Origin of the sequence: Rhodanobacter glycinis (assembly GCF_006438785.1) — a bacterium.
GTDB classification, from domain to species: Bacteria; Pseudomonadota; Gammaproteobacteria; order Xanthomonadales; family Rhodanobacteraceae; genus Rhodanobacter; species Rhodanobacter glycinis_A.
This window is the reverse complement of the sequence record NZ_RCZB01000003.1, coordinates 154632-177631: the sequence shown is the minus strand read 5'-3', so window position 1 is coordinate 177631 and position 23000 is coordinate 154632. Positions and strand designations below refer to the sequence as shown.

At 65.8% G+C, this 23000-nt stretch carries 23 protein-coding genes; 13 read left to right on the top strand and 10 right to left on the bottom strand.

Going from position 1 to position 23000, the window contains the following annotated elements; all coding sequences use genetic code 11:
- Positions 1–14 precede the first annotated feature (14 nt).
- The 9 genes from cydB to rph form a co-directional block, all read right to left on the bottom strand.
- On the bottom strand, positions 15–1145 hold the full coding sequence (gene cydB / locus EAH75_RS11360; RefSeq protein WP_140649248.1) for a cytochrome d ubiquinol oxidase subunit II: 1131 nt from the start codon (positions 1143–1145) through the stop codon (positions 15–17).
- A 10-nt stretch (positions 1146–1155) separates the two neighbouring features.
- On the bottom strand, positions 1156–2727 hold the full coding sequence (locus EAH75_RS11355) for a cytochrome ubiquinol oxidase subunit I (protein WP_140805496.1): 1572 nt from the start codon (positions 2725–2727) through the stop codon (positions 1156–1158).
- Positions 2724–2954 (bottom strand): cytochrome oxidase putative small subunit CydP, encoded by a 231-nt coding sequence (gene cydP, locus EAH75_RS11350; protein WP_140805495.1) that lies wholly within the window; start codon positions 2952–2954, stop codon positions 2724–2726. The genes EAH75_RS11355 and cydP overlap by 4 nt, the downstream gene beginning before the upstream one ends.
- A 250-nt stretch (positions 2955–3204) precedes the next feature.
- Positions 3205–4521, bottom strand: a complete 1317-nt coding sequence (gene pepQ / locus EAH75_RS11345; protein WP_140805494.1) for a Xaa-Pro dipeptidase — start codon at positions 4519–4521, stop codon at positions 3205–3207.
- Positions 4522–4690: 169 nt separating this feature from the next.
- Positions 4691–5038: a PilZ domain-containing protein gene (locus EAH75_RS11340; RefSeq protein ID WP_140649256.1), complete on the bottom strand. Its 348-nt coding sequence runs from the start codon at positions 5036–5038 to the stop codon at positions 4691–4693.
- Complete coding sequence (locus EAH75_RS11335) at positions 5035–7311, bottom strand: DUF1631 family protein (RefSeq protein WP_140649258.1); 2277 nt, start codon at positions 7309–7311, stop codon at positions 5035–5037. Before EAH75_RS11335 ends, EAH75_RS11340 begins: the two co-directional genes overlap by 4 nt.
- A 76-nt stretch (positions 7312–7387) precedes the next feature.
- Complete coding sequence (gene hemW / locus EAH75_RS11330; protein ID WP_140805493.1) at positions 7388–8554, bottom strand: radical SAM family heme chaperone HemW; 1167 nt, start codon at positions 8552–8554, stop codon at positions 7388–7390.
- On the bottom strand, positions 8551–9150 hold the full coding sequence (gene rdgB / locus EAH75_RS11325; protein ID WP_140805492.1) for an RdgB/HAM1 family non-canonical purine NTP pyrophosphatase: 600 nt from the start codon (positions 9148–9150) through the stop codon (positions 8551–8553). Before rdgB ends, hemW begins: the two co-directional genes overlap by 4 nt.
- Before the next feature lie 5 nt (positions 9151–9155).
- Entirely contained in the window at positions 9156–9887 is a 732-nt protein-coding gene (gene rph, locus EAH75_RS11320; RefSeq protein ID WP_140649265.1) for a ribonuclease PH, read from the bottom strand.
- Between the two features lie 93 nt (positions 9888–9980).
- Between rph and EAH75_RS11315 the strand changes: the two genes are divergently transcribed.
- From EAH75_RS11315 to EAH75_RS11285, 7 genes are all read left to right on the top strand, one after another.
- The gene (locus tag EAH75_RS11315) at positions 9981–10844 is read left to right on the top strand and encodes a YicC/YloC family endoribonuclease (protein WP_140649268.1); all 864 of its coding nucleotides are present in this window, start codon (positions 9981–9983) and stop codon (positions 10842–10844) included.
- Positions 10841–11491: a guanylate kinase gene (gmk, locus tag EAH75_RS11310; protein ID WP_140805491.1), complete on the top strand. Its 651-nt coding sequence runs from the start codon at positions 10841–10843 to the stop codon at positions 11489–11491. Before EAH75_RS11315 ends, gmk begins: the two co-directional genes overlap by 4 nt.
- Before the next feature lie 79 nt (positions 11492–11570).
- Entirely contained in the window at positions 11571–12407 is an 837-nt protein-coding gene (locus tag EAH75_RS11305; RefSeq protein WP_140805490.1) for an ABC transporter ATP-binding protein, read from the top strand.
- A complete protein-coding gene (gene mlaE, locus EAH75_RS11300; RefSeq protein ID WP_140805488.1) occupies positions 12404–13180 on the top strand; it encodes a lipid asymmetry maintenance ABC transporter permease subunit MlaE in 777 nt (258 codons plus the stop codon). The genes EAH75_RS11305 and mlaE overlap by 4 nt, the downstream gene beginning before the upstream one ends.
- A gap of 64 nt (positions 13181–13244) precedes the next feature.
- Positions 13245–14117: an outer membrane lipid asymmetry maintenance protein MlaD gene (mlaD, locus tag EAH75_RS11295; protein ID WP_140805486.1), complete on the top strand. Its 873-nt coding sequence runs from the start codon at positions 13245–13247 to the stop codon at positions 14115–14117.
- 25 nt (positions 14118–14142) lie between these two features.
- A complete protein-coding gene (locus EAH75_RS11290; RefSeq protein ID WP_140805484.1) occupies positions 14143–14817 on the top strand; it encodes an MlaC/ttg2D family ABC transporter substrate-binding protein in 675 nt (224 codons plus the stop codon).
- A complete protein-coding gene (locus EAH75_RS11285) occupies positions 14814–15122 on the top strand; it encodes an STAS domain-containing protein (protein ID WP_140649282.1) in 309 nt (102 codons plus the stop codon). Before EAH75_RS11290 ends, EAH75_RS11285 begins: the two co-directional genes overlap by 4 nt.
- A 73-nt stretch (positions 15123–15195) precedes the next feature.
- Here EAH75_RS11285 and EAH75_RS11280 read toward each other — a convergent pair whose 3' ends face one another.
- Positions 15196–16026: an MlaA family lipoprotein gene (locus tag EAH75_RS11280; protein WP_140649284.1), complete on the bottom strand. Its 831-nt coding sequence runs from the start codon at positions 16024–16026 to the stop codon at positions 15196–15198.
- 199 nt (positions 16027–16225) lie between these two features.
- Between EAH75_RS11280 and rpoZ the strand changes: the two genes are divergently transcribed.
- From rpoZ to EAH75_RS11250, 6 genes are all read left to right on the top strand, one after another.
- A complete protein-coding gene (gene rpoZ, locus EAH75_RS11275; protein ID WP_007509529.1) occupies positions 16226–16516 on the top strand; it encodes a DNA-directed RNA polymerase subunit omega in 291 nt (96 codons plus the stop codon).
- 126 nt (positions 16517–16642) lie between these two features.
- On the top strand, positions 16643–18811 hold the full coding sequence (locus EAH75_RS11270) for a RelA/SpoT family protein (RefSeq protein ID WP_140649286.1): 2169 nt from the start codon (positions 16643–16645) through the stop codon (positions 18809–18811).
- A 126-nt stretch (positions 18812–18937) separates the two neighbouring features.
- Positions 18938–19321, top strand: coding sequence for a RidA family protein (locus EAH75_RS11265; RefSeq protein ID WP_140649288.1), 384 nt, complete (start codon positions 18938–18940; stop codon positions 19319–19321).
- 96 nt (positions 19322–19417) lie between these two features.
- Positions 19418–21532: an ATP-dependent DNA helicase RecG gene (gene recG / locus EAH75_RS11260; RefSeq protein WP_140805482.1), complete on the top strand. Its 2115-nt coding sequence runs from the start codon at positions 19418–19420 to the stop codon at positions 21530–21532.
- 135 nt (positions 21533–21667) lie between these two features.
- Positions 21668–22603: a nucleoside hydrolase gene (locus tag EAH75_RS11255; protein WP_140805480.1), complete on the top strand. Its 936-nt coding sequence runs from the start codon at positions 21668–21670 to the stop codon at positions 22601–22603.
- A gap of 97 nt (positions 22604–22700) precedes the next feature.
- Positions 22701–22955 (top strand): type B 50S ribosomal protein L31, encoded by a 255-nt coding sequence (locus tag EAH75_RS11250; protein ID WP_113723472.1) that lies wholly within the window; start codon positions 22701–22703, stop codon positions 22953–22955.
- The last annotated feature ends 45 nt before the right edge of the window (positions 22956–23000 follow it).

Below are 23000 nucleotides of genomic sequence, written 5' to 3'. Positions count from 1 at the left end.
AGTTCGCGCTCCTTTCAATAGCCGCCGTGCGCCTTGCGCACCTGCTCCAGCGTGACCCGCCCACGCATCACGCGATAGACCCAGCTGGTATAGAGAATGACGATTGGCAGCAGCACCAGGCTGACCAGCAACATCAGCTGCAACGTGCCGCGACTGGATGAGGCGTCCCACACGGTGAGGCTGGAATGCGGATCGAGGCTGGACGGCAGCAGGAACGGAAACAGCGCGAAACCGGCCGACGCGATCGTGCTGCCGACCATCAGGCTGCTGGCGATGAAGCCGGCCACGCTGCGCCGACCGATCAGCGCCTGCACGCCGACGGCCGAAACCAGTGCCAGCAGCGGCGCGCTCCAGAACCACGGGTACTGCATGTAGCCGGCAAACCAGCTGCCACCCGGGGCGACCTGCTTGTACAGCGGATTGGAGGCGCCGTCGGTGACCACCGGGCCGACCACGGCATAACCGGGAATGCCGTAGGCCAGCCACACGCCGGCCAACACATACAGTGCCGCAAAGACCAGCGTCATCCAGCGCGCGATCCTCACCGCACGCGCCGCGATCACGTGATCGGCTTTCAACGCGGCCCAGCACGCGCCGTGCGCCAGCAGCATGCTCAGCGACACCAGCCCGCACAGCAGCGCGAACGGATGCAGCAGCTCGAAGAAGCCACCGTGCCAGCTCATGCGCAGGTCGTCGTCGAACTGGAACGGCAGGCCGAGAAACAGGTTGCCGAATGCCACACCCGACACCAGCATCACCACCACACCGGAGCCAGTCAGCACCCAATCCCACAGCGAAGCCCAGCGTGGGTCGTGGATCTTGCCGCGAAAGTTGAAACCGACCGGGCGCAGGATCAACGCCAGCAACACCAGCGCGATCGCCATGTACATGCCGGAGAACGACACTGCGTAGAGCATTGGCCACGCCGCGAAGGTGGCGCCGCCGGCCAGGATGAACCACACCTGGTTGCCCTCCCAGGTCGGCTCGATGCCTTCCAGCAGCACCTTGCGTTCCTCGTTGTCACGGCCCAGCACCTTGAGCAGACCGGCGACGCCGAAGTCGAAGCCGTCCATGATCGCGAAGCCGATCAGCAACGTGCCGAGCAAGGCCCACCAGATCACCCGCAGCGTGGTGTAGTCGAACATGGCGATGTCCTCAGTGCTGGCCGGATGGCATGGCGGCAATCGCCGGCGACCAGATGCCCAATCCGTCCGGCCCCTTGCGCACGAACTTCAGCATCAGAAACACGTCGACGATTGCCAGCGCGGTGTAGAAGAACACGAAGCCGCCGAGCGAAGTCAGTACCTGGCCGGCGCTGACCGACGACACGCCGAGCGCGGTCGGCAGGACGCCCTCGATCGCCCATGGTTGGCGGCCGTATTCGGCCACGATCCAGCCCAGCTCGATCGCCACCCACGGCAGCGGCAGGCTCCACAACGCGAGGTGCAGATACCAGCGCTGGCTGTCCAGCTGGCGCCTGCTGGCCTTCCAGAACGAGAACGCAAACAGCGCAATGAAATAGAAACCGCAGCCGACCATGATGCGGAACGCCCAGAACAACACCGGCACGTTCGGGATGGTGCTGTCGGCGGCTTGCTGGATATCCGCCGGCGTCGCCTGGCGCGGATCGTCGACGTATTTCTTCAGCAACAAGGCGTAACCCAGATCCTGGTCGTGCGCGGCCAGCGTGGCCTTGGCCTGCGCGTTGTCCTTGTCCTGGCGCAGCATCAGCATCGCGTCGTAGGCCTGGATGCCGTTGCCGATTCGGCCCTTGGCGGCGTCCACCAGTTCCGCGATGCCGGGCATCGTTTCGTCGAGCGAACGGGTGCCGATCAGGCCCATCACCCAGGGAATCTTCACCGCGACGTGGGTGGTGCGCTGCTGCACGTCCGGGATGCCGAACAGGGTGAACGAAGCCGGCGCCGGCTCGGTGTGCCACATCGCCTCGATCGCCGCCATCTTCATCTTCTGGTTCAGCGACACGCTGTAGCCGGACTCATCGCCCAGCACCACCACCGACAGCGCCGCCGCGAGGCCGAAACTGGCCGCCACCGTCATCGAGCGCTTGGCGAAATCCACGTTGCGCCCGCGCAGCAGGTACCACGCGCTGATCGACAACACGAACATCGAACCCAGTACATAGCCGGCGCTCACCGTATGCACGAACTTGTCCTGCGCCACCGGGTTGAACAGCACCGCGGAGAACGAGGTCACCTCCATGCGCATCGTCGCCGGGTTGAACGCGGCGCCGACCGGGTTCTGCATCCACGCGTTCGCCACCAGGATCCACAGCGCCGACAGGCTGGTGCCCAGCGCCAGGAACCAGGTCACCAGCAGGTGCTTGATCCGCGAGATGCGATCCCAGCCCATGAAGAACACGCCGACCAGGGTCGCTTCGAGGAAGAACGCCATCAACCCCTCGATCGCCAGCGGCGCGCCGAAGATGTCGCCGACGTAGTGCGAATAGTAAGCCCAGTTCATGCCGAACTGGAACTCCATGGTGACGCCGGTGGCCACGCCCATCGCGAAGTTGATGCCGAACAGCACGCCCCAGAACTGCACCATGCGCTTCCATACCTCGCGCCCGGTCATCACGTAGACACTCTCCATGATCGCCAGCATCCACACCAGTCCCAGCGTCAGCGGCACGAACAGGAAGTGGTACAGCGCAGTCAGCGCGAACTGCAGGCGTGACAGCGTGACGACATCGGTGTCGATGATGATCATGGATGAGCTTCCGGCGGCGTGGGGGGCGAGGGAGCAAGCCGCTGCGCGATGGCCGCGGGGCTGACGTCGGGTTTTGGCTGCGGCGCGAACACCGCCCACCAGATCAGCATCAGCACCGCGATTTTCAGCGCGATGACGCCGAACAGCTCAAGCGTCAACCGCCGCAACGGCCGCTGCGGAGCGCTGAAGCTTTCGGGCGGAGCGTTGGAGACCGCGGAACGGGACATGCGACGAGTCCGTGCATTACCTGCCTGCCAGCATACGCCGCGCGGACGTCGTCACGGTGTGGAGGAATGTCGCAGCGGCGTCCCGCTGGCTCAGCTCGGTTTGATGGCTGAAGAGCAGAGCGTTAGATCCTCATTGGCGACCGAGTCACTTTCTCTCGCTTGCCCGAGAGAAAGTGACTCGCCCTCCGCAAGGAAGGCGAAAGCTCTTCGCTCTGGAGCGACAAAAAGCGAAGAACCGATGCGGCTCGGCTCAGACCAGCGCGAACGCGTCCCGCGTGAGGTTTTCCGGTGCGCCATCAGTGCACACCACGTCGTCCTCGATGCGGATGCCGCCGTACTGGCGGAAGCGATCGACCTTCGCCCAGTCGATGTCGCCGGCGAACGGCCCGTCGCGCAGTTCGGCCAGCAGCATGTCGATGAAGTACAGGCCCGGCTCGATCGTCACCACCATGCCCGGCTCCAGCACGCGGGTCATGCGCAGATAGGGATGACCTTCCGGGCGCGCGATGCTGCCGCCGCGTTCGCTCTGCTGGAAACCGGCCACGTCGTGGACCTGCAGGCCGATCGGATGGCCGAGGCCGTGCGGAAAAAACGCGCTGCTCACGCCCGACTCGACCGCACTTGCCGCGCTCATGCGGATGAAGCCGTGTTCGCGCAGTACGCCGGCCAGCACGTGATGGGCGTGGATGTGCAGTTCCGGATAGCTCTGCCCGGTGCGCACCTTGGCGACAAACCCTTGCTGGGCGGCGTCGACGCTGTCGATCAGCGCCTGGAATTCACCGGCATCAGCCGCGGCGTAGGTGCGGGTGATGTCGCTGGCGTAGCCGCTGGCGCTGGCGCCGGCATCGATCAGGAACGAGCGGTTGTGTGCCGGCGGGGTGCGGTCGAAGTTCGTGTAGTGCAACACCGCACTATGTTCATTCAGCGCGACGATGCTGGCATACGGCAGCTCGGCATCGATCTGGCGCGCGGCGGCGAGGTAGGCCATGTGGATGCCGAACTCGCTTTCGCCGGCACGGAACGCGGCTTCGGCGACGCGGTGCGCGCGCGTGCCGATGCGGCTGGCTTCGCGCATCAGCGCCAGTTCATACGGCGTCTTGTAGCTGCGGTGCCAGTGCAGGTAGTCGAGCACGACCGGCGGGTTGTTCGCCTCGACGCTATCCATTGCAGGGCAGGCGGCAGCGATCACAGAGCGCTTGCCGGCGGGCAGCTGCGCCAGCGCGTCGGCGGCGTTGCGCACGATCACAATGTCGAAGTGTTCGACCCAGTAACCGTGGGGCGCCTGCGGCACCACATGCCAGTAGTCGCGCGGCTGCAGGAAGATCAGCTTCGGCTTGTGGCCCGGGGTGTAGGCGATCCAGCTGCCCGGCACGTCGGTCAGCGGCAGCCAGTGCTTGAAGTGCGGGCTCACCGCGAACGGGTAATCCTGGTCGTCCAGAAACTTGCGCAGCGGCGTGCCGGCGGCGATCAGCAGATGATCGAAACCGCCGAGGGCGAGCGCCAGGTCGGCGCGCTCGCGCACGATGGCCAGATGTTGCGGGTACAGCGAGGCGAGTTGGTCGTGCATGGAGACTCCGACGGCGGGCTGCCCTGCTGCCGGACCGTCTGCGCGCGTCGTGACAACGGGCCGTGTCGAGCGCCGCTTGCGCACAGGGCCGGAACAGCCCGTGATGGAAAGGAAAGGGGAGCAGGCGCCCATGATGACGCGCAGGTGCCGCTACTGCCAGCGCGAGACCTCAGGCCTGACTCAGCCAGCTATCCAGCCGGGCGGCGTCGGCGTCGGTGATCGCCACGATCCGGTAACCGGCCCAGATCTGTCCCGAGCTGGCGGCCGCTTCATGCCATTGCTCCTGGATGCCGACCTCGATCGGCTGCGTCTGGGTCAGCAGCCGACCCGAGCCGGGCAGGGTCATGCTGACCTGGTAGATCGCCTCGCTGCGCGGTGCCTGCGCGATGATCAGCAGCATGCCGGTGCTGGACAGGTTGCCCAGGTGTCCGATCGGCTCGCCGCTGATCGCATCGGTCACGATGGCGTTGACGCTGGCACGCTTGCGTTCGGCGCGGCGCTGGTTGGGGTTGCTCATCGGCGCGCGGCCTCCGGTGGGGTGGGGCGTCGTGCCTCAGTCGACTGGCGCAGGCTGCCGGTGAGGCTGCGCCAGGCGCGATCGAGCAGACTCTCGGGCTGGGCCGGCACTTCACATACGCGGCCGCTGGCCACCTCATGAGCCAGCTGGGCCAGGGTCATTTCCTCGCCACGCTGGCCACGCCGGCTGACCATCAGGCAGCGCCCGGACATCGGCGAATACCAGGCCAGCTTGCGTCGGGCGATCTGCCCGGTGGTCGGGTCGATGAATTCGAACCAGCTGCCGAACGGAACCTCGCGCAGGTGTTGTTCGATGCGCCGCTCGCGCGGGCTGGGTTCCGGCGTCTGCACCTGCGCCGGATGAACCGCTGCCGGCTCGTGCTGGGCGGACTGGTGCTCGCCCAGCCGCTGATGCTGTTTCAGGCGCAAGGCCAGGTCGGTGGCACTGGGCAGCTCCACGGCGGGGTCGGGCGTGCCCGCGCCGAGCAGCCGCTGCGCCACCTGCACGGCTTCCTCGGCATGCATGCCGATCTGCTGCAGGCCGGACTCCACTTCCACCTGCAGTTGCAACCGGTCGTCCACCGGCAGGCGGCCGAGCAGCTGGTCGGTGATCGCCAACTGGGAGCGGAACGGCTCACTGTCCTCGCCGTGCCGCAGCAGGGTCAGCGCCAGTACGTCGGACCAGGCGCGATCGAGCAGGGCGCGCAGCAGTCCGCGCGGGGGCGATTGCGCAAAGCGCTCGGCCATAAGCTCGCCAGCGCGGTGGCGCGCCTGGTCCAGCCGCTCGCGCCCCTGCGCCGCTTCCACATGGCGCCGTTCGGCCGATTGCGCCTTGCGCGTGAGCAGGGCGAGGTGATGTTCGATGTCGGCCAGCAACGTGGTGTAGAGGCCGGCGCTGGGGGCCTCTTGGTTGGCGCGGCTGACCAGTTGTTCGAGCTTGGTCGCCAGCGGCCGGTTGCTCTCGTCGTCGCTGCCGTCGAGCCAGTCGTTGGCCGCGGCGGTCACCGTGTCGAGCAGTCGGCGCGCCGGGTGTTCGCGCTTCTCGAAGAAGCTGTGGTCGGCCACCGCCATGCGCAGCACCGGCAGTTGCAGATCGCTGAGCAGGCCATGGGCATTGCCGCCGTGCTGCAGTTGTTGGCCGACCTGCTCGAACAGCCTGGCGACCAGTTCCACCGTGTCGCCTTGTTCGCCGCTGAGCTGGGTGCGTGGAGCGTCCGCCGGTTTGCCGATGTTGAGCTGGGCCAGCAATTCCTCGCGCAGCCGTGCGGCGCTGCGCAGTTCGCGGCTGGCATGGTCGGTAACCTGGGCCAGATGCTGCTGCAGCGCACCCAGGGCGAATTGCAGTTCATCCTCGCTGGCGGCGCGACCAGTCGACTGGCCGCCGCCGCCCTGACTGGCGCGCTGCTGCGCCAGCAGGTCGCGCAGGGATTCCAGTACCTCGATCGACCCACCGCCGCCACTGCCTTGCTGCGCGCCGGGGTTGACGGCGACATGCGCCGGCTCGCTGGCTGTAGCGGCTTCGCTGGCGGCCGGCTGTGCACGTTTGCTGATGCGCCGTGGAATCGGGATGCTGCGCAGCTGGGGCAGGATGCCGTCGGCCTGCCATTGCGCATTGATGGTGGCGTACAGCGGCGCCAGCGACTGGATCACCGATTGATCGAAGTGCTGCAGCAGCAGCAGCTGATGTTTCAGCGGCAGCTCCAGTTCGGCGCTGGCCTGATGACATACCTGCCCCAGCGCATGCGGCCCCAGCGGCAATGCCTGGCCTTCCAGCGGTGGTGCGCCGACCAGCACGGCCATCCGGTAGCCCAGTTCGTACAACACGCTGCTGTGGCGCACTTCGCCACGGGCGCCCAGTTGCTCCAGCGCCATCGACAACTCCTGCTCGACCGTGTCCAGCAGCTCCAGCGATTGCCATGGCTTCACGTCGGCCGCGTCGGCGGCGGGTTTGCTGGCGGCGGTGTCGACCTCGTTGATGGCGGCGCCCAGGTGCTCCATGAAGCGCTGTTCGAATGTGGTTCGGTCCTGCAGCACGCGTTGCCGACTGGCGAAGCACTCCTGCTGTTCGCTCGATCGACGGGCCTGTTCGGCCAGCACAAAAAGCTGCCGCTCGAACTCGCTCAGGCAACGCTGCAGCGGTTCGTGCAGCGCCTCCACGCATAACGCGTAGCTGGTCTCGAGCAACCGTTGCGTGCGCGCAGGCCAGCGCACGCTGCCGGGCCGGGAGCCCTGAAGCGGCGCGAGCGAACGACGTCGATCCTGTCCGACATCCATGCAAAAAACCTGTTATTCCCCCGGAGCGGCAAGTCTATGCCGGATGCCGCGGCTATGCCATCGTCAGCCGTGGGATTCAGTCCAGAAAACTGGTGATCACATCGTTGAGGAATCGCTGACCCAGCGCGGTGGTATGCAGCCGCTGCGGATCGCCATGCAGCCAGCCGCGCTGGCGGGCATCGGCCAATGCCGCCGCGATGCTTTCGGGTGGCAGGCCCGTGCGCTCGGCGAATTCGGCCATCGGTACGCCGTCGACCAGGCGCAACGCGTTCAGCATGTACTCGAATGGGAGTTCGGCGGTACCCACCACGCTGTCGCCGCCCACGCGCGCCGTGCCGCCGGCCGCTTCCATGTAGGCGCGCGGACCGCGGGTTTTCCAGCGCCGGTGCACCTGGCCGCTGGCCGCGTCGCTGAGCTTGCCGTGCGCGCCGGCGCCAATGCCGAGGTAGTCGCCGAACTGCCAGTAGTTGAGGTTGTGTACGCAGCGCCGGCCGGGCTGCGCATAGGCGGAGATTTCGTACTGGCCGTAGCCGGCGGCGGCGAGACGCGCCTCGCAGGCTTCCTGCATCGCCCAGGCATGGTCGTCGTCCGGCAGCGGCGGCGGGTTGGCGGCGAACGCGGTGTTCGGCTCCAGCGTCAGTTGATAGTGTGAGATGTGCGTGGGTGCCAGCGCGACCGCGCGCTCCACGTCGGCCAGCGCGCCATCCAGGGTCTGCTGCGGCAGCGCGTACATCAGATCCAGGTTGATGTTGGTGTAGCCGGCATCCTGCGCCGACTTCACCGCCGCTTCCGCCTCAGCGGTGGAATGGATGCGACCGAGTCGGCGCAGTTTGTCGTCGTCGAAGCTCTGCACGCCGAAGGAAATGCGGTTGACGCCGGCCGCCAAGTAACCGTCGAAGCGACCGTGCTCGACCGTGCCGGGGTTGGTCTCCAGGGTGATCTCGGCGTCATCGGCCAGTGGCACGCGCGCACGCACGCCGTCGAGCAGGCGGTCGATCAACTCGGGCGAAAACAGGCTCGGCGTGCCACCGCCGAAGAAGATGCTGCTGACTGGCCGGCCTTCGAGTGCCGCAGCGAAATCGACGCGGTCGGCATCCAGATCGGCCAGCAGGTGGTCGATATAATCGGCGTACGGCGGCGGTTCGCTGCGCAGCCCGTGCGAATTGAAGTCGCAGTACGGGCACTTCTTCACGCACCACGGCATGTGGATGTACAGCGACAACGGTGGCGCGAGCAGACTCACGGGTGCAGTTCGCGCAGCCGATCGTGCAGCAGCGCGAGGGCCTGGCCGCGATGGCTGAGCCGGTTCTTCAGTGCGTCGTCCATTTCGGCGACGCTCTGGTCATGACCTTCGGGCAGGAACACCGGGTTGTAGCCGAAGCCGCCACTGCCGCGGCCTTCGGTGAGGATGCGGCCATGCCAGCGTGCCTCGGCGATCAGCGGTGCCGGATCGTGGGCGTGCTGCAGCAGCACCAGCACGCAGATGAAGAACGCGCTGCGTTGTTCCATCGGTACGCCATCCAGTTCACGCAGCAGCTTGGCGTTGTTCGCCGCGGCATCGCCATGGCCACCGCTGTAGCGCGCCGAATACAGTCCTGGCGCGCCCTGAAGATGCTCCACGCACAGGCCCGAATCGTCCGCCAGCGCGGGCAGGCTGCTGGCTTGCGCGGCGTGGCGCGCCTTGAGCAGGGCGTTCTCGACGAAGGTCAGGCCGGTTTCCTCGGCGTCGGTGATGCCCAGGCTGGCCTGCGGCACGACTTCGAGGCCGCTGTCGGCCAGCAGCGCACCGAACTCCCTGAGCTTGCCGGGATTGCTGCTGGCCAAGACGATGCGCGGCATCGGGCTCAGCCCTGCGCCAGCGCCGCGCGTTGCGCCGCGACCAGTTCGCCGATGCCTTTCTCGGCCAGCGCCAGTAGCGCGTCCATCTCGTCGCGACGGAACGCGTGACCCTCGGCGGTGCCCTGCACCTCGATGAAACCGCCGCCGTCGTTCATCACGACATTCATGTCGGTGTCGCAGTTCGCGTCTTCGGCGTAGTCGAGGTCGAGCACCGGCGTGCCCTGGTAGATGCCGACCGATACCGCGGCGATGGCACCGACGATCGGGTTGCGCTTGAGGTTCTCGCGCTTCATCAGCAGGTTCACCGCGTCGACCAGCGCCACGTAGGCGCCGGTGATCGCCGCGGTGCGGGTGCCGCCGTCGGCCTGCAGCACGTCGCAGTCCAGCGTGATCACGCGTTCGCCCAGCGCCTGGCGGTTGACGCAGGCACGCAGGGAACGACCGATCAGGCGCTGGATTTCCATCGTGCGGCCGCCTTGGCCGCCGCGTGCGGCCTCGCGCTGCATGCGGGTATTCGTGGCGCGCGGCAGCATGCCGTATTCGGCGGTGATCCAGCCCTCGCCCTTGCCGCGCAACCAGGCCGGCGCGCGGTCCTCGATGCTGGCGGTGCACAGCACGCGGGTGTCGCCGAAGCTCACCAGCACCGAACCTTCGGCGTGGCGGGTGTAGTGGCGTTCGATGGTGACCGTGCGCAGCTGGTCGCTGGCGCGGCCGCTGGGGCGGGTGACGGGGTTCATGGGGTGATTCCTGACTTCGCTTGGCCGGATTGGGCAAGGCGGGACCGGAGAGTTTACCATTGCACCCTTTCCCCACGTCCGGATGGCGCACAGATGATCCGCAGCATGACGGCATACGCCAGTGCCGAAACCACCGGCCCCGCCGGCACGCTCAGTTGCGAGCTGCGTACGGTCAACCACCGCTATCTGGAGTTGAGCCCGCGCCTGCCCGACGAACTGCGTGGTTTCGAGTCGCAGCTGCGCGAGCGTGTTGCGGCGAAGTTGTCGCGCGGCAAGCTCGACCTTACCGTGCGGCTGCGTGGCGGCGATGCGCGCAGCGAATCGCTGCAGATCAACGGCGCGTTGCTGTCGCGTCTGTCGGAACTCAATCTCGACGTGACCGCGCTGTTCCCCGGCTTGCAGGTGCAGTTCACCGAGTTGCTGCGCTTCCCCGGGGTGATGCAGCAGGCCGAGATCGATCCGGAAACGCAGCAGGCGGCACTGTTCGACGTGCTCGACCGCGCGCTGGATGCGCTCACCGCCACCCGCGAACGCGAGGGCGAAAAGCTGGGCGAGATCCTGCGCGACAAGCTGGACGGCATCGAACGCGTGGTCAACGAGGTCCGCGGCTGGATGCCGCAGATCCGCGCCGCCTTGCGCACCCGGCTGGAAACGCGGCTGGCCGACCTGAAGCAACCGGTGGAACCCGGTCGGCTGGAGCAGGAACTGGTGCTGCAGATCACCCGCACCGACGTCGACGAGGAACTCGATCGGCTCAGCACGCACATCGGCGAGACGCGCCGCGTGCTGGGGCTCGAGGAACCGGTCGGCCGCCGGCTGGATTTCCTGATGCAGGAGTTCAACCGCGAGGCGAACACGCTGGGCTCCAAATCGGTCGATGCGCGCAGCACCAATGCGGCGGTCGAACTGAAGGTGTTGATCGAACAGATGCGCGAACAGGTGCAGAACATCGAATGAGCGCCATCGATGTCTCCGGCAGGCCGCTCGAAGGCACCTTGTTCGTGGTTGCCGCACCGTCCGGTGCCGGCAAGTCCACCCTGGTCAACGCGCTGCTCGAGCGCGAGAGCGGAATCTCGCTTTCGGTGTCGCACACCACGCGACCGCCGCGCACCGGCGAGATGTACGGGCGGCACTACTACTTCGTTGAACGCGGCGAGTTCGAGCGCGAGATTGCGGAGGGCGTCTTCCTCGAACATGCCGAGGTGCACGGCAACCTTTATGGCACCTCGCGCACTTCCGTGCAGGAGTTGCTGGCACAGGGGCGCGATGTGCTGCTGGAGATCGACTGGCAGGGCGCCGAGCAGATCCGCCGCAGCAAGCCCGATTGCGTCAGCGTGTTCATCCTGCCGCCGTCGCGGGCCGAGCTTGAGAGACGCCTGCGCGGACGCGGCTCGGACAGTATCGAAGTGATCGAGCGCCGCCTGCGCAATTCGCGCGGCGAGATCGCCCATGCCCATGAGTTCGACTATATCCTGGTCAACGACGTGTTCGACCAGGCGTTGGCCGACCTGCAGGCGATCGTGCGCGCGGTACGCCTGCGCAGCGCGCTGCAGGGGCGGCGGCATGAGGCATTGATTGCCGAGTTGCTGGCTGCCGACACCTGAACCGCCCGATTCGCGCCGCGCATGGTCTTCGCGCGGCGCTTCCGCTACCTTGTCCGCTTCCCCGATCCCTGTGCCGCCCATGACCGACTCCGTTCGCGCCACGCCTGACGATGCCACCCTGGTGCGGATCCGTGGCCTGACCACGGTACTCAACGGCAAGGTCATCTTCGACGCGCTGGATATGGACATCCCGCGCGGCAAGATCACGTCGATCATGGGTCCCAGCGGCACCGGCAAGACCACCCTGCTCAAGCACATCACCGGCCAGATGCACGCCGACGCCGGCAGCATCCTGGTCAACGGCGAAAACGTGGCCGGCATGTCGCGCGAACAGCTGTACAAGATGCGCGAGGGGGTGGGTTACCTGTTCCAGAATTCGGCCCTGCTGACCGATTTCGACGTGTTCGAGAATGTGGCGTTTCCGCTGCGCCAGCACACCCGGCTGCCGGAGGTGCTGATCCGCAATCTGGTGCTGATGAAATTGCAGGCGGTGGGCCTGCGCGGCGCCGCCCGGCTGATGCCGAACGAGCTGTCCGGCGGCATGGCGCGACGGGTCGCGCTGGCGCGCGCGATCGTGTTCGATCCGATGCTGATCCTCTACGACGAACCTTTCGTGGGGCTCGATCCGGTAGCGCTGAACCAGGTGCTGAAGCTGATCCTCACGCTCAATCGCACGCTCGGCATCACCAGCGTGCTGGTGTCGCACGAGCTGGCCGCGGTGGAGCAGATCGCCGACCACGTGATGCTGCTGTCCAACGGCAAGGTGGTGGCGCAGGGTGATCCCAGGACCATCGCCAGCGATGGTTCAGCGTGGACCCGTCAGTTCTTCGGCGGCGAGGCGGATGGCCCGATACCGTTCCGCTACCCGGCGGGCGACTACGCCACCGAGCTGGGTTTTGCCGAGGCGAAGCGATGAACCAGCACACGCCGCAAGGCAACAACGTGGTGACCCAGTCGCTGACCCAGATCGGCAACTGCGGCTTGTTCCTGCTGACCTTGCTGGCGGCGATTCCGCGCAGCTTCCGCTACGTGCGCGAGACGATCCGCCAGTTATGGTTCGTCGGCGCGATGAGCCTGACCATCATCATGGTCTGCGGCCTGTTCGTCGGCATGGTGCTGATGCTGCAGCTGTACCACGTGCTGTCGATCTTCGGCGGCACCTCGGCCAGTGGCATGGTGGTGGCGCTGTCGGTGTACCGCGAACTGGGGCCGGTGGTGACGGCCTTGCTGTTTGCCGGCCGCGCCGGCACCGCGATCACCGCCGAGATCGGCCTGATGCGCGCCACCGACCAGATTTCCGCGATGGAGATGATGGCCGTCGATCCGATCGCCTACGTCGGCACCCCGCGCTTCCTGGCTGGGCTGATCGCGATGCCGCTGCTGTGCTGCGTGTTCTGCGCGATGGCGGTATTCGGTGGCCACCTGGTCGGCGTCACCTGGCTGGGCATCGACAACGGCACGTTCTGGTCGAACATGACCGCGCAAGTGGACGTGCGTACCGACATCGTCAACGGCGTGCTGCTGAAGAGCCTGGCGTTCGGTGCCGTGGTGTCGTTGATCGCGGTGTTCCAGGGCTTCACCACGCCGCCGACCAGCGAAGGCGTGGCCTACGCCACCACGCGCACCGTGGTCGCTTCGTCGATCGCGATCCTGGCGCTGGACTTTGTGCTTACCGCGTTTCTCATGTGAGTGCTGATGTGACTGTCGCCATGACCATTACCGTTATTTCCCATTGTTCAACGAGGATCGTGCCGTGAGCCAACCGAGAAGTTCCTATGCCGTCGGCACCGGCCTGTTCATCGTGCTCGGTTTTGCCGCGCTGGCCTACCTGGCGACCCAGACCAGTTCGGTGGCTAACGTGCATCAGGGCGACAGCTATACCCTCGATACCCAGTTCACCAACATCGGCCAGCTGAAAGAACGTGCACCGGTGAAGATCGCTGGCGTGCGGGTCGGTCAGGTCCAGTCGATCACCTTGGCGCCAGGCCGCGAAGTGGCTGACGTGAAGCTGTCTATCGACAAGAGTTACAACAAGATTCCGCAGGACTCGGTGGCGACGATCTTCACCAGTGGCCTGCTCGGCGACCAGTACGTGGGTATCCAGTACGGCAGCGCCAAGCAGGTCGTGGCAGCCGGCGGCGCGCTGGCGCGAACCAAGTCGACCGAGCCGCTGGAAGAGATGCTTGGCAAATTCTTCGGCGCCGGCAACGTGGTGGACAATGTCGGCGGCAGCTATGCGGTGAAGGCGGACTTCACCAATGTCGGCTCGCTCTCGGTCGGCGCGCCGGTGAAGATGGCCGGCGTGGTGATCGGCAGCGTGCAGTCGGTACATGCCGATCCGGTCAAGTTGAATGCCCAGGTCGTGCTGGCGATCGACAAGCGCTACAACACGATTCCCGACGATTCGGCCGCCGCGGTGTTCACCAGCGGTTTGATCGGCACCCAGTATGTTGCGATCCAGCCCGGCGGCTCGCCTGACATGCTCAAGGACGGTGACGAGATGATCCTGACCCAGTCGGCGATGCAACTGGAGGATCTGATCGGCAAGTTCCTGGTCAACGGTTCTTCCACCGACAAGAAGGATGCCGGCGACGGCAAATCCGACACCCCCGCCGGCAAGCACTGAGCCGGTATCGTTCAAGGAGTTACCCATGTTGCGCAATCTGGCCTTTGCCACCGCCATCGCCATCGGCATCGCCGCCGCTCCGGTGTTCGCCCAGGACGCACCTGCCGCCGCTTCGGCCCAGGCCCTGCAGACGCCGGTCCAGGTCGTGCAAAGCATTGCCGATCAGCTGGCCACGGCGATCGAGGGGCATCGCGATGAGCTCAAGCACAATCAGGAAAAACTCATCAGCGTCATCGACGAGGTGTTTCTGCCGCATTTCGACCTCGACTACGCCTCGATCCTGGTGCTTGGCCAGCATGCCCGCGAGGCCACGCCGGCGCAGCGCGAGCGCTTCGCCAAGGCGTTCTACAACTCGATCACCCATCGTTATGCCGAAGGCCTGCTCAACTACACGCGCGGTCGGGTCAAGGTGCTGCCGTTCAACGGCGATCTCAACGACAAGCGCACCGTGGTGCGCACGCAGGTGGTGCTGGACGACGGCAAGCTGGTGTCGATCGACTACGCGTTCCGCAAGGGTCGCAGTGGCGACTGGAAGGCCTACGACGTAATCATCGAGGGCATTTCCTACGTGACCAACTACCGCAACCAGGTGGATGCCGAGATTCGCAAGGTGGGCATCGAGCAGTTGATCACCAACCTCGAGACCCAGGGCGAGAAGGCGCTGGCGACGATGGCCAAAGACAACAAGGACAAACCGTGACGAGCTCGACCGGTCGCGGTTTCCAGCTGGATACCGGCACGCCGGGCACGCTGGGTGTAAGTGGCGTGTTGAGCTTCGACACCGCGGCAGCGGCGCTGCAGACGATCCAGGCAGCTCTGGCCGGTGGCGCGGTGGGCCAGCTCGATCTGGTCGGTGTCCGTCACAGCGACAGCGCCGGTCTCGCCTGTGTACTTGCCGTCGCGGCCGAGGCTGACCGGTGCGGGCAGACTCTGCAGGTCATCAACATGCCGGCGGGTATGCGGGTGCTGGCGCAGGTCTGTGAAGTCGATCGACTGATGGTCTGAACTGGTGTCCCGCCGGAAGAAATGAAGAAGGGGCCGCGAGGCCCTTTCTTCATTTCATAAGTACAAATCTTGTCTACGGCTTCTGGGTTGCCTGGTCCGGATGCTTGATTTCCCACTGATGCTGTTGATCCAGCAGTTGCTCAGGGTCGAAATTCTGCTCGTCCAGCCCCTGCATCTGCTGGATGATCTCAACCGGTGGGTTGCCGTCGTAGATCTTGTACAAACGCTGCTGCCGATACGCATCGCGAATGAATACATAAGGATCATAGGCGGACTGCAGGAAGTTCTCCGCGTCGATGGCGCGCGATCGGATAGTGACCAGATACATTATCTGCGGCACGTACTGCAGGCCGTTGTAGTGGTGATTGTTGGCAAACAGGGTCAATGGGTCGAAGAAGTAACTGTCGACCGGCCGCTGCCAGATGTCGCGGGCGGTACTCGGCCCCAGGAATGGCAACATTAGGTAGTCGCCTTCCGGAGCGCCCCAGCGCGCCAGGGTGATGCCGAAATCGTTGTCTTCCAGCGGCAACCCGAGCTGACTGGCCGGGTCGAAGAATCCGCCGATGCCCAGAGTCAGGTTGACCAGGAACCGGCCGGTACTCTGCAGCGCCTGCTTCGGGCGTGCCTGCAGCAGATCATTGGCCACTGTGACCGGCATGCGGATATTGGTGAAGAAGTCGCTGAATGAGCGGCGCACGGGCGGGTTGGTGACCTTGCGGTAACCCAGCGCAACCGGACGGATCACCGCCTTATCCAGCGCATCGTTGAATTTGTACGCGCCGCGGTTGTACTTCTCCAGCGGATCGTCGGTGCGCGGCTTGGCAATCGTGCAGCCGGCCAGCAACGCTATCGCAAGCACGGGCAACCAGCGGTTCAAAGAGGTGAATCGATGCGGAGAGGGCATTGGTGCGGGGATTCGCGTCTGGGAGACAGCATAAGTGTACTGTCTGGTTTTATATCGTGCACGGCTTTCGGTGTGCTTTCGCAGAGACGCGCCGTTCCGTGGCCAGCCCGCCATGATACGCGCCACCCGCATTGCCAGCAAAGCACCCGCTGGCTACACTGTCCGACCGTATAAGTCATTTATTCTTTGAGGATTTCGCATGGCACGTATTACCGTTGAAGACTGCCTCGAGGTGGTCGACAACCGTTTCGAGCTGGTGCTGATGGCAACCAAGCGCGCACGCCAGCTGGAAAAGGGCGCCGAACCGGCCGTCAATCCCGACCACGACAAGCCGACCGTGCTGGCCCTGCGCGAGATTGCCGCCCGCCGCATCGATCAGGCCACGATCGACCAGATCGACAAGGCCGAGCGCGAGCGCGCCGAGCGTGAAGCGCTGGAGTGGGCCGCAGCGGAAGTTGACGACGACCTGTCCAAGGGCGGCGACGACTGATGGATGGCGGCTGCTGTAGAACGCGCGTCCGCCACACCGGCAGGTCCGGTGTGATGGGATGCGCGCGCCCGGCAGCCGTTGGTTTTTCCTGTCGCGAGATGCGCGCCTGAGCTGGCGCCAGTACCGATGACTGCGGCTGCCCATCCCGCTTCGGTCGACCTGTCCGCGTTGCCACCTTACGTGCTGGCATTGAAAGAGCGCATCGCCTACCTGTCCAACGCACAGGTCGAGCGCGTGCTGCGCGCGTTCCAGATCGGCGCGCAGGCGCATGCCGGGCAGGAGCGCAAGAGCGGTGAGCCGTACATCACCCACCCGGTGGCTGTTGCCGGCATCCTCGCCGAACTGGGGCTGGACGCCGAGACAATCATCGCGGCGATCCTGCACGACACCCTGGAAGACACCGAGCTCAGTCGTGAAGCGCTGGCCGCCGAGTTCGGCGACGTCGTGGCCGAACTGGTCGACGGCGTCACCAAGCTGGACAAGATGCGTTTCGGCAGCCGCCAGGAGGCCGATGCGGAAAGTTTCCGCAAGATGCTGCTGGCGATGGCGCGCGACATCCGGGTCATCCTGATCAAGCTGGCCGATCGCCTGCACAACATGCGCACGCTGGGTGCCAAGGACTCCGACTCGCGCCGCCGTATTGCGCGCGAAACGCTGGAAATCTTCGCCCCGATCGCGCAGCGCTTGGGCATGAACAAGTTCAAGGCCGAGCTGCAGGATCTGGGCTTCCGCGCGCTTTATCCGGATCGCTACCGCGTGATCAGCGAACGCATCCGTGCCGCCATCGGCAACCGTCGCGAGGCGATGGGCAAGATCGAAGCGGCCTTGTCGACGCGGCTCAGCGCCGATCACCTGCAGAGTCGCGTGGTGGGCCGGATCAAGTCGCCGTGGAGCATCTATTCGAAGATGCGCGGCGAGCACAAGAGTTTTGCCCAGCTGATGGACGTCTACGGCTTTCGCGTGGTCGTCGACAGCGCGATGAGCTGCTATATGGCGCTGGGCGTGGTGCATGCGCTGTACAAGCCGGTGGACAAGCGCTTCAAGGATTTCATCGCGATCCCCAAGGCGAACGGTTACCAGTCGCTGCACACCGTGCTGCTGGGGCCATTCGGGGCGCCGATCGAGGTTCAGATCCGCACCGCCGAGATGGAGTCAGTGGCCGAGAGCGGCGTTGCCGCGCACTGGGCGTACAAGACCGAAAGTGGCCCGGCCAACAGTGCGCAGGCGCGCGCGCGCGAGTGGCTGTCGTCGTTGGCGGACAGTTCGGCGCATACCGTTTCGTCCGCGGAATTCATCGAAAACGTCAAGATCGACCTGTTCCCCGACGAGGTCTACCTGTTCACTCCGCGTGGCCACATTCTTTCGCTGCCACGCAATGCGACTGCGCTGGACTTCGCCTACGCGGTGCATACCGATGTGGGCGATCACGCCGTGGCCGCGCGGGTCGACAAGAAGCTGCTGCCGCTGCGCACCCGGCTGGAGTCGGGGCAACTGGTAGAAATCATCACCGCGCCGTCGGCGGTGCCGAATCCGGCGTGGCTTGAGGTGGTGGTCACCGGCAAGGCACGTACCGCGATCCGGCAATACCTGAAACATCTGCAGCACGAGGACGCGGTCGACTTCGGCCACCGCATGCTCGATCGCGCACTCGACGCGCAGGGCAGCAGCCTGGACGCCATTCCGGCGGCGGTGCTGGATCGCTTCCTCGAAGCCTCCAAGCTCAAGCGGCTGGAGGAGCTGCTGTCCGACATCGCGTTGGGCAATCGCATGCCCGACATGGTCGCCAGCCAGTTGCTCGCCTCACGCGGCAAGCGTAGCGGCAAGGCTCCGCAGGCGTCGCCGCAGGCGTCCGAGAAGATCCGCATCACCGGGGCCGAACGCGGCGTGCTCAGCTTCGCCAACTGCTGTCATCCACTGCCCGGCGACGACATCATTGGTTACCTGTCATCCGGCAAGGGCATCGTGGTGCATCGCGAGGAATGCCCGAACGTGGTCGAGCTGCGCAAGTCGCCCGAGCGATCCGTGGCGATCGAATGGGATCGCGACGTGCAGGGTGACTACCGCGCTGAATTGCGCATCGAAGTGATCAATCGCCCCGGCGTGCTGGCCACGGTGGCCGCCGCGATCGCTGCCGCCGACTCCAACATCGAGAACGTGGAGTATGTGGAACGCGATGCTGCCGCCGCGACCTTGCTCTTCGCGATGGAAGTGAAGAACCGCAAGCACCTGGCTGACGTGATTCGTCGCGTGCGCCGCACCGGCGTGGTCAGCGGAGCGTATCGGTATCCGCTGTAGGGCAGGGACGAGGGCCGCGTAGCGAGGATGCAAACCCGGGAACATGAAGCGACGCTGTTGCCACTTGTTCGTCGTCCCGTGCTTCCCGTCATACACTCGCGTTTTCGATCACGCGAGGTTTCGCCGATGTCCCTCTCCATCATCTCCACCGATCAGGCTCCGGCTGCGATCGGCCCGTATTCGCAGGCTGTGCGCGCGGGCAGCACCGTGTATTTCTCCGGCCAGATTCCGCTGGATCCGGCCACTGGCGCGCTGGTCGACGGTGACATTGCCGCGCAAACGCGACGTGTATTCGACAACCTCGCCGCGGTGGCGCAGGCGGCCGGCGGTTCGCTGGCGCAGATCGTCCGTGTCGGCATCTACGTCACCGATCTGGCGAACTTTGCCGCGGTCAACGCCGTGATGGCCGAGTATTTCCTGCAGCCGTATCCGGCGCGCTCCACCATCGAAGTGTCCGCCCTGCCTAAGGCTGCACAGGTCGAGGTCGATGCGGTGATGGTGCTGGCGTGATGAGGATGGCCTGATTCCAGGCCGCGGCCAGCGCCGACAACTCGCGTCGGTGGCTGGCTTACGGCAGCAGGTGGTGCTCGGTTAGGCTTGCAGGTCATGGCTACCCGCATCGCCCGTCCTGCTCCCGTCATCGGCACCGACCCCGGCATCACGCCGGTCGGTGCGCTGGCTGGCGTTGGCCCGGCGCTGGTCGCGTCGCTGGTCCGGCTTGGGCTGGAGCGGGTGCAGGACCTGTGGTTCCACCTGCCCCTGCGCTACGAGGACAAGACCCGGGTCACCGCGATCGCCAATCTGCGCGTGGGTGAGCGGGCGCAGGTCGAAGGTGTGGTCGAGGCGGTCGAGCGTGGGTTTCGCTACCGTCCGCAGCTGAAGGTGGCGATCGGTGATGCCGGCGGTCAGACTTTGCTGTTGCGCTTCTTCCATTTCAACCGCGCGCAGGCCGAACAATTGTTGCCGGGCACGCGACTGCTCTGCTACGGCGAAGTGCGCCACGGCGCACAGGGCCTGGAGATGGTGCATCCCAACTACCAGCGCCTGAGCGGGGACGAGTCAGCCACCGTCGACGAGTTGCTGAGCCCGGTGTACCCGACCACCGAGGGCCTGGGCCCGAAGCGGCTGGCTGGCGTGATCGGCAAGGCGCTGGCGCTGCTGCCACCGGCGGAGCAACTGGAACTGATCCCGCCCGGACTGTGCGCCGAGTACGGGCTCACCTCCCTGCGAGAGGCGCTGCTGTATGTGCATCGACCGCCGCCGGACGCCCATCTCGGCCAGCTGACGCTGGGCCAGCATCCGGCGCAACAGCGGCTGGCATTCGAGGAATTGCTGACCCAGCACCTGAGCCTGAAGCGCATGCGTGCCGCCGTGCGCAGCCGGCATGCGCCCAGGCTGGGTGGCGACGGCGAGTTGCGCCGGCAACTGCTCGCCGGACTGCCGTTCCAGCTCACCGCGGCGCAGCACCGCGTCAGCACGGAAATTGCCCGGGACCTGGGCCGGCCGCGGCCGATGCTGCGGCTGGTGCAGGGCGATGTCGGCAGCGGCAAGACGGTAGTCGCGGCGCTGGCGGCGCTGATGGCAGTGGAGTCGGGTCAGCAGATTGCACTGATGGCACCGACCGAGCTGCTGGCCGAACAGCACCTGCACAATTTCCGGCACTGGCTGCGGCCGCTCGGCATCGAGGTTGAGTGGCTGGCCGGCAAGGTGACCGGCAAGCCACGCAAGCTGGCATTGGAGCGCGTCGCTGCCGGCGCGCCAGTGGTGATCGGCACGCACGCGTTGATGCAGGAGGGCGTGACGTTCGCGCGGCTAGGCCTGGTTATCGTCGACGAACAGCACCGCTTCGGCGTGCAGCAGCGCCTGGCGCTGCGCGACAAAGGCAAGGAGGGCGAGCTGGTGCCGCACCAACTGGTGCTGACAGCCACGCCGATCCCGCGCACGCTGGCGATGAGCGCTTATGCCGATCTGGACGTGTCGTCGATCGACGAGCTGCCGCCCGGCCGCACGCCGGTGCAGACCATCGCGATCTCGAATGCGCGACGGATCGAGGTGATCGCGCGCATCCACGCCGCCTGTGCGGAGGGCCGGCAGGTGTACTGGGTGTGCACGCTGATCGAGGAATCCGAGCAGCTGCGCGCGCAGGCCGCCGAAGTGGCACACGGCGAACTGTCCGCCGCGCTGACCGGCTTCAAGGTCGGCCTGATTCACGGCCGCATGAAGCCGAAGGAGAAGCAAGCGGTGATGGATGCGTTCAAGGCCGGTGAGCTGGCGGTGCTGGTCGCCACTACCGTGATCGAAGTCGGCGTGGACGTGCCGAACGCGAGCCTGATGGTGATCGAGAACAGCGAGCGTTTGGGCCTGGCCCAGCTGCACCAGTTGCGCGGTCGGGTGGGGCGCGGCGCGGTGGCGTCCAATTGCGTGCTGCTGTATCAGCCGCCGTTGGGCCAGTTGGCGCGCGAGCGGCTGCAGGTGATGCGCGACACCAGCGATGGCTTCCGCATCGCCGAGAAGGACCTGGAGTTGCGCGGACCGGGCGAAGTGCTGGGCACCCGCCAGACTGGTCAGCTCAGCTTCCGCATCGCCGACCTGACCCGCGACGCGCACCTGTTGCCGGCGGTGCAACAGGTCGGCGAGCACATGTTGGCGGAGTATCCGCGACAGACCGAACAGCTCATCGAGCGCTGGATCGGCGGTGCCGCACGTTACGTGCATGCATGAGCTGCGAGGTGTCAGAAGCGGAAAGCCAGGAATGGCAGAGCCGCGAAGCGTGGCGTCAAATCCGCTCGCGGATCCACGTTCCCGCTCATCCATTCCCATCGAATACACTGACCAGCTAACCCACGACAACGCACCATGACCAGACCGCAACTGCTGATTGATACCGACCCGGGCGTCGACGACGCGCTGGCGATAATGATGGCCCATGCGCATGCCGACATCGCCGGCCTGAGCATCGCGGCCGGCAATGTCGGCCTCGGCCACACCGTGCGCAATGCGCGCACGCTGGTCGATCTGCTCGGCGGCGACACGCCGGTGTTTGCCGGTTGCGCCATGCCGCTGGTGCGTGCGCCGGAAGAGGACGCCGCCTTTGTGCACGGGCAGGACGGCTTCGGCGATATCGGCTTCCCCGAGCCGGTCGCGGCGCTCTCCGACGAACCGGCCGCGCTGGCGTTGCTGCGCCTGACTCGCGAGCGGCCGGGCGAATTGATCCTGGTGGCACTGGGGCCGCTGACCAACCTGGCCCTGGCCTTGCGGCTGGACCCGACGCTGCCACTGCGGGTGGCTCGGCTGGTGGTGATGGGCGGCGCGGTGACCGGGCATGGCAATACCGGCAAGGTGCCTGCCGAATTCAATATCGGCTTCGATCCCGAGGCGGCGCATGTGGTGTTCGAAGCGTTTCCCTCGTTCGACCTGGTCGACTGGGAAGCCACCTTGCGGCACGCATTCGGTGATGCCGAGTTCGATGGCTGGCTGGCGGCCGGCGATCAGCGTGCCGATTTCTTCGGGCAGATCGTGGGCGCGGCGCGTGGTTACAACGCGAAGCACGATCGCAGCGGGGTGATCGCTGCCGATGCGCTGGCGATGGCGGTGGCGCTTGATCCGGGCATCGTCACCCGCAGCGAGATCCGCGCCGTCGCGGTGGAGCTGGATGGTCGCCTGACCCGCGGTGCCACCGTGGTCGACTGGGTCGCGCGGCTGGGTCAGCCGGCCCAGGCGAATATCGTGCTGGAAGTGGATCAGGCCCGCTTCGCTGCGATGGTGCGGCGTGCCTTGGGCGCACCAGACTGACCCGAGCCGCTCCGGAGTCAAGTTGGCCCCGGACTTGCGTGGTTGGCCGCTTCCTCGTTACAATGCCGCTCTTTTCACCACCGCTTTAGAGCCTGTCATGAAGCCTGATATCCATCCGAACTACAACCCGGTGGTGTTCCAGGACCTGTCGTCCGACTTCGCGTTCCTGACCAAGTCGACCATGTCCAGCAAGGAAACCATCAAGTGGGAAGACGGCAGTGAGTACCCGCTGATCAAGGTGGATATCTCCAGCCATTCGCACCCGTTCTACACCGGCAAGCAGAAGTCGCTGGATGTCGGCGGCCGCGTCGACAAGTTCCGTCGCCGCTATGCGGGTTCCGTCAAAGAGTAATGACGGAAGCGACCATCGCATCGCGATGGTCAAACAGATCCGATT